This is a genomic window from Robinsoniella sp., from assembly GCF_034124845.1.
Map to the genome: position 1 here is coordinate 1 of NZ_JAWYAJ010000578.1, position 4,908 is coordinate 4,908.

Annotated in this window: 6 protein-coding genes; 3 read left to right on the forward strand and 3 right to left on the reverse strand. The window is 38.3% G+C overall.

Annotated elements, in window-relative coordinates:
• Positions 1-88: 88 nt before the first annotated feature.
• Positions 89-457, forward strand: a complete 369-nt coding sequence (locus ACH2DQ_RS28545) for a PH domain-containing protein (protein ID WP_394910636.1) — start codon at positions 89-91, stop codon at positions 455-457.
• A gap of 183 nt (positions 458-640) precedes the next feature.
• On the opposite strand, the gene ACH2DQ_RS28550 is transcribed toward ACH2DQ_RS28545, so the two are convergent.
• From ACH2DQ_RS28550 to ACH2DQ_RS28560, 3 genes are all read right to left on the reverse strand, one after another.
• A complete protein-coding gene (locus ACH2DQ_RS28550; RefSeq protein WP_394910637.1) occupies positions 641-1,108 on the reverse strand; it encodes a hypothetical protein in 468 nt (155 codons plus the stop codon).
• A 602-nt stretch (positions 1,109-1,710) separates the two neighbouring features.
• Positions 1,711-2,751 (reverse strand): sensor histidine kinase, encoded by a 1,041-nt coding sequence (locus ACH2DQ_RS28555; protein WP_394910638.1) that lies wholly within the window; start codon positions 2,749-2,751, stop codon positions 1,711-1,713.
• A gap of 5 nt (positions 2,752-2,756) precedes the next feature.
• Positions 2,757-3,452: a response regulator transcription factor gene (locus ACH2DQ_RS28560; protein ID WP_394910639.1), complete on the reverse strand. Its 696-nt coding sequence runs from the start codon at positions 3,450-3,452 to the stop codon at positions 2,757-2,759.
• 214 nt (positions 3,453-3,666) lie between these two features.
• Here ACH2DQ_RS28560 and ACH2DQ_RS28565 point away from each other — a divergent pair, with 214 nt between their 5' ends.
• The gene (locus tag ACH2DQ_RS28565) at positions 3,667-3,942 is read left to right on the forward strand and encodes an autorepressor SdpR family transcription factor (RefSeq protein ID WP_394910640.1); all 276 of its coding nucleotides are present in this window, start codon (positions 3,667-3,669) and stop codon (positions 3,940-3,942) included.
• Positions 3,935-4,600, forward strand: a complete 666-nt coding sequence (locus ACH2DQ_RS28570) for an SdpI family protein (RefSeq protein ID WP_394910641.1) — start codon at positions 3,935-3,937, stop codon at positions 4,598-4,600. The genes ACH2DQ_RS28565 and ACH2DQ_RS28570 overlap by 8 nt, the downstream gene beginning before the upstream one ends.
• The last annotated feature ends 308 nt before the right edge of the window (positions 4,601-4,908 follow it).

Here is a 4,908-nt window from a genome sequence, read left to right on the forward strand (position 1 = left end):
GAGAATAAATTATTAATGCCGTTCCTATTTTCAACTGGATTATTTATGATAGGATTAATTATTCTAATAAAAGAATTCTTTAATAAAAATGAAAAAAACTGAAGCCATTCATTTGAAAGGGTATCGTGATATGATGAAATTTCAAGGAAAAATAGCAATATGGTTTTACGCAATCGCTATTATTGCAAATATAATGTTCGTGAAAGAACTTTTATTTACAAAGGATAATACTATTGCATTAATAATTGGTATAGTAACAATAAACATTATTTTTATTCCCATTATAGTAAGAAACTATATACTGCTAAATAGCGAATCAATCACAGTGTTTTTTGGTTTCGGTAAAGAGTCGATGAAGATTAATGAAATTCTGGAAGTATATAAAACGCATAATCCTATTGCATCAAGTGCGGCATCTTTAGACCGTATAGTTAAAAAAGCAAAAGAAGTGAAATAATGTGTTCAGTCGTAGAAAAAGATAAACTATTTCAGGAACTTAAAAAAATAAACCAAGATATAATTTTTCGTTAAATACCAGGTATACAATACATTCTAAATTTTTCAGGCAACTGAAATTAAATCTAGATTTTTACTCAACAAAATAGATAAGGAGAACAGCTTTCGTCTGCTCTCCTATCTTTTAACCCTCAGTCTCCGGTTCCTTAAAACTATTTTCATAAACATAAAAGAACTCTTGTATTTTTGTTAACTGTGGCTGGATCTCTTCATCTGCATCTTCATATATATAACCAGAATACGTTGCATACCAATCCCAAAAAAATATGGAAAGATTTCTTCCCAACTTGCGTTCCTTTTTTATATATTTAATACCTTCCGGACAATCTTTTTTCAGCTGCGCCAACGCTTTAAACTTATCCTTAAAAACCGGGCGGTCTTCGGCATTTAAACCCATTGCATAAGCTTCATTATCGCCAAATAATTCTACCTGCTTATCCTTATCATATTCTTTTACAATTTTACTCAATTCTGAGCCAAAAAGATGATGTTTAGAATACGAAGGAAAGCTTAATGCAAAAATAATGAGAAAAAAAGCAAAAACAACACCGATAAAACCAAATACTACTTTTTTAGATATTGGATTATTCATAAACTCACCATTCCCTTCATAAAACTTATTTTCAGTAACTATTCTGTATCCTTGTGCCTCTCGACAAATTTACACCGGCACTAGTTAATGCCCCACAAAATTTATTATAACATGTATGCTGCGCAATAGCTTATAGTTCAGAAATTATTAATAATTTTAATGAATGGTTTTGTTCCTTAAATAAAATGAGCTAATGGTAATATATATAGTGATACTGAAAAAACGGATAACGTCATACTATATCATTCAAATTACTCGCTATGTAATTATAAGAAAAGTGGCGAATTGAATGTAAGTGGTTCAGTAGAAATTAGATAGTAAAGCAATACTGAACAAAGTTGATAAATTAGACGTAAAAGCTGCTTTCCATATATTAGAAGAGACTAAATAATTCAACGGTGCGGCGGTGAATAGGTGACAGCCTTTTCCAAACCACTGAAACCCCCAAAATAACAAGCAAAAAAGGAGATACCTATTCCGATATCTCCCCCAAATACCTATCATATCAAAGCTTTTTCCAAATGGTGTAAAAGTGGTGTAAATTAATGGAAATATAGGTTGCAAACCCCTGTATTTATAAGGAATCTCCTATCTTTCGCAGATTACACATTTGTAAGATTCAGAAAGCTCAGCGTAAATTTACACCCTTTCCCCAACTCACTCTCTACTAATATATCCCCTTCGTGAGCATCTACAATGGATTTAGCAAGAGGCAGTCCAAGACCTGCCCCCTGGGAATCCTTTGAAAAACGGCTGCGGTAAAATCTTTTAAATATATGGTGAATATCGTCGGAATGGATGCCGCTCCCGTTGTCTTCCACGATGATCTGCTTCACTGCCGGGAGGTGCTTCCAGCATATGTGAATCTCATCTCCGGCTTTTGTATGATCCAGTGCATTTTTCACAATATTGCTCACAGCCTCCAGGATCCAATCACGGTCACACAGCAGTACCTGGTCAGTATTTCCGGACAGGGCCAGCAGCTTTTCTTCCCGGTTTGTGCGGGTTTCAAAACGCTGTTTAATTTCAGTCATTAATTCTGATATGTTTTCTGTCTTTTTGTTCATGATCACTGCGCCTGCATCCAGTCTGGTAATTTTCAGAAGATTCAGGATCAACATTTCCATACGGTCCAGCTCCCTCTGAGTCTTAACCATAAAGCTTTTGACAGTGCTACTATCTTCGGTATTTTCCTGTATGATTTCGGTATACATATTGAGAGCTGCAAGGGGGGTCTTCAGCTGATGGGAAATATCGGATATGGTATCTTTTAAGAAATCTTTTGTGTTCTTCTGCCGGGCTGCCTGGGCTTCCAGCACAGTGGCCATACGGTTAACAGCATGATATAATTTTGAAAAACTGCCCTCTCTGTCATCTTCCAGCCTCGCTTTGCTGTCACCATCGATGAAGGAATGAATGGTTTGAATGGAATGCTCAACCTCCATCAGCTCTTTCCGAAAATACCCATACACAATGAACAATATGAAGATCCCCGGCAGCAGCGTTGAGAATAGAATGACAAGCCGTGGTATCTGATGAGCCAGACCGCCGGCTGCGAACTGCCCCATGACAACGGCTGTAAATACAATGCCCGCTATCGCCGCAATTACTTTTTTCATTTCTCTCTGACGTAATACAATCATGCCATTCACCTGACTTTCCACTGATACCCAACACCCCGTACCGTTATAATTTTGGAAGGATGGTCTGGATTATCTTCTATTTTATTCCTCAGCCTCCGCACATAAACGGATAAGGTATTATCATCCACAAAGTTACCTTTGTCATCCCAGAGCCGGTCCAAGATCATTTGCCGGGAAAGAACAATATTGGGGTTCTGCATAAAGAGGCTGAGCAGTTTATACTCATTGCCGATCAGTTCCAGCGTTTCGCCATTGCAGATAACCTGGTTTTCCAGATATTTAATTGTAATTCCATTGGACTGGAGCACAGCGCCGCTGTCTTGTGTGCTCATGCCCGCACGTCTTAGGAGCGCTTTTATTCTGGATATTAATTCGTTCAGTTTAAAGGGTTTGGTGATATAATCGTCTCCTCCTATGTCCAGCCCTTTGACAATATTGACTTCTTCATCAGAAGCAGTCAGGAAAATAATCGGAACGGATGAACGTTCCCGCACATAGGTGCAGACCTGGAAGCCTAAGCCGTCGGGAAGGGTCAGATCCAGCAATATTAAATCATAAGATCCAGCTGCATACAGTGTGACTGCCTCTCTTACCGTTCTTGCAACCGTAACTTTGAAATGATTCTTCTCCAGGGAATACACCAGCCCATCCAACAGGCTCAAATCATCTTCCACAAGCAGTATATTAAATGTTTTCTCCATTTTATCTCTCCTGACATTTAGTTCATTTGGCAGCTGCCAAATATGATAAACAGTATTCTAACATTATATATGCTGTCACGGATAACATCAATGAATTTTCTGCCGTCTTGGCATTTTTTTCTATTTAGATAATTTTCTAAATAGAGTTGACATTTGCTCCCATTTGTAATAGAATCTATTTAGAAATATTTCTAAATAGCCAGGAGGTGATCCATTGGGATTTGCAGAAACATTTAAGGCACTTTCCGATCCGGTCAGACGTGATATTCTCGTCATGCTGAAAGAAGGGAAGATGTCTGCCGGTGAAATTGCTAAGAATTTTGAAATGACTGGTGCTACCGTTTCTTATCATTTATCACAGCTGAAAAAAGCGGGACTTGTCTATGAAAGCAAGTATAAAAACTATATTTATTACGAGCTGAATGTATCCGTTTTTGAAGAATTAATGCTGTGGATATCACAATTTAATGGAGGTAATAAAAATGAATAACAGATTAGAGAAAAAAGATAAGATCATTATGTGGATCACATCCATCATTTGTATACTGCCGATAATTTTGTCTGCAGTAATTTATCAGGATTTGCCGGACCAGATTGCAGTCCATTGGAATAATGCCGGGACTGTGGACGGATATCTGCCTAAGTCCATTGCTGCAATAGGACTGCCGATCCTCTTTCTGGCAGTGAATTTGTATTCAAAGATACGTTTATTCGGTGATCCCAAAAGAGCCGCACATTCCGAAGCGCTGAAACTATTAAGCATATGGCTGATTCCTCTGCTGGCTCTTATCATCGTTCCGGCTACCCTGTTTATCAGCATGGGACTAAATATTCCCATTACATTAATTTCACTGGTCACAGCCGGCGGCCTTATGATTATCTGCGGCAATTATATTCCAAAGTGCAGGCGCAATTACACCATGGGTCTGAAATTACCCTGGACTTTACACAGTGATGACAACTGGAATAAAACACACCGTATGGCAGGAATCCTGTGGATATTAGGCGGCGTCATTATAATTATTTCCGCATTTTTGCTCTCGAATAATTTGATTTATGGAGTGTCGCTTACTATTACAGTTGCTATTGTTCTTGCTGTCGCCCCCGTATTGTATTCTTTCATTTTATATAAGGGGCAGGATAAATAAAATACCACCTTGCACGGATGTAAACGGAGTCATTTAATTGGAATAACTCTGTTTACATCCTATAGCTTTATAGCTTTTAATTTTATTCTGTCATCAGATTTCGATTCCGATAAATCCACGTAAAATCAGCGGATCCCCGCTGCCATATATCAGATTTCTTTTTGTGCCAGCCGCACCAGCCCATCCCGAAAATGACCGATCATTTCCGTTAAGTCTGCCTCGTCACCTTCCGGCTCCATCCCCATCATGTATAATAGCTGCTTTCCCGCCATCCATGCCTCTTTTTGACTAATCATTCCCCAGATAAG

Excerpts from the sequence above, each read along its gene's own strand:
- ACH2DQ_RS28545 (WP_394910636.1), top strand. The coding sequence starts at position 89 with ATGAAAAAAACTGAAGCCATTCATTTGAAAGGGTATCGTGATATGATG.
- ACH2DQ_RS28550 (WP_394910637.1), bottom strand. The coding sequence starts at position 1,108 with ATGAATAATCCAATATCTAAAAAAGTAGTATTTGGTTTTATCGGTGTT.
- ACH2DQ_RS28555 (WP_394910638.1), bottom strand. The coding sequence starts at position 2,751 with ATGATTGTATTACGTCAGAGAGAAATGAAAAAAGTAATTGCGGCGATA.
- ACH2DQ_RS28560 (WP_394910639.1), bottom strand. The coding sequence starts at position 3,452 with ATGGAGAAAACATTTAATATACTGCTTGTGGAAGATGATTTGAGCCTG.
- ACH2DQ_RS28570 (WP_394910641.1), top strand. The coding sequence starts at position 3,935 with ATGAATAACAGATTAGAGAAAAAAGATAAGATCATTATGTGGATCACA.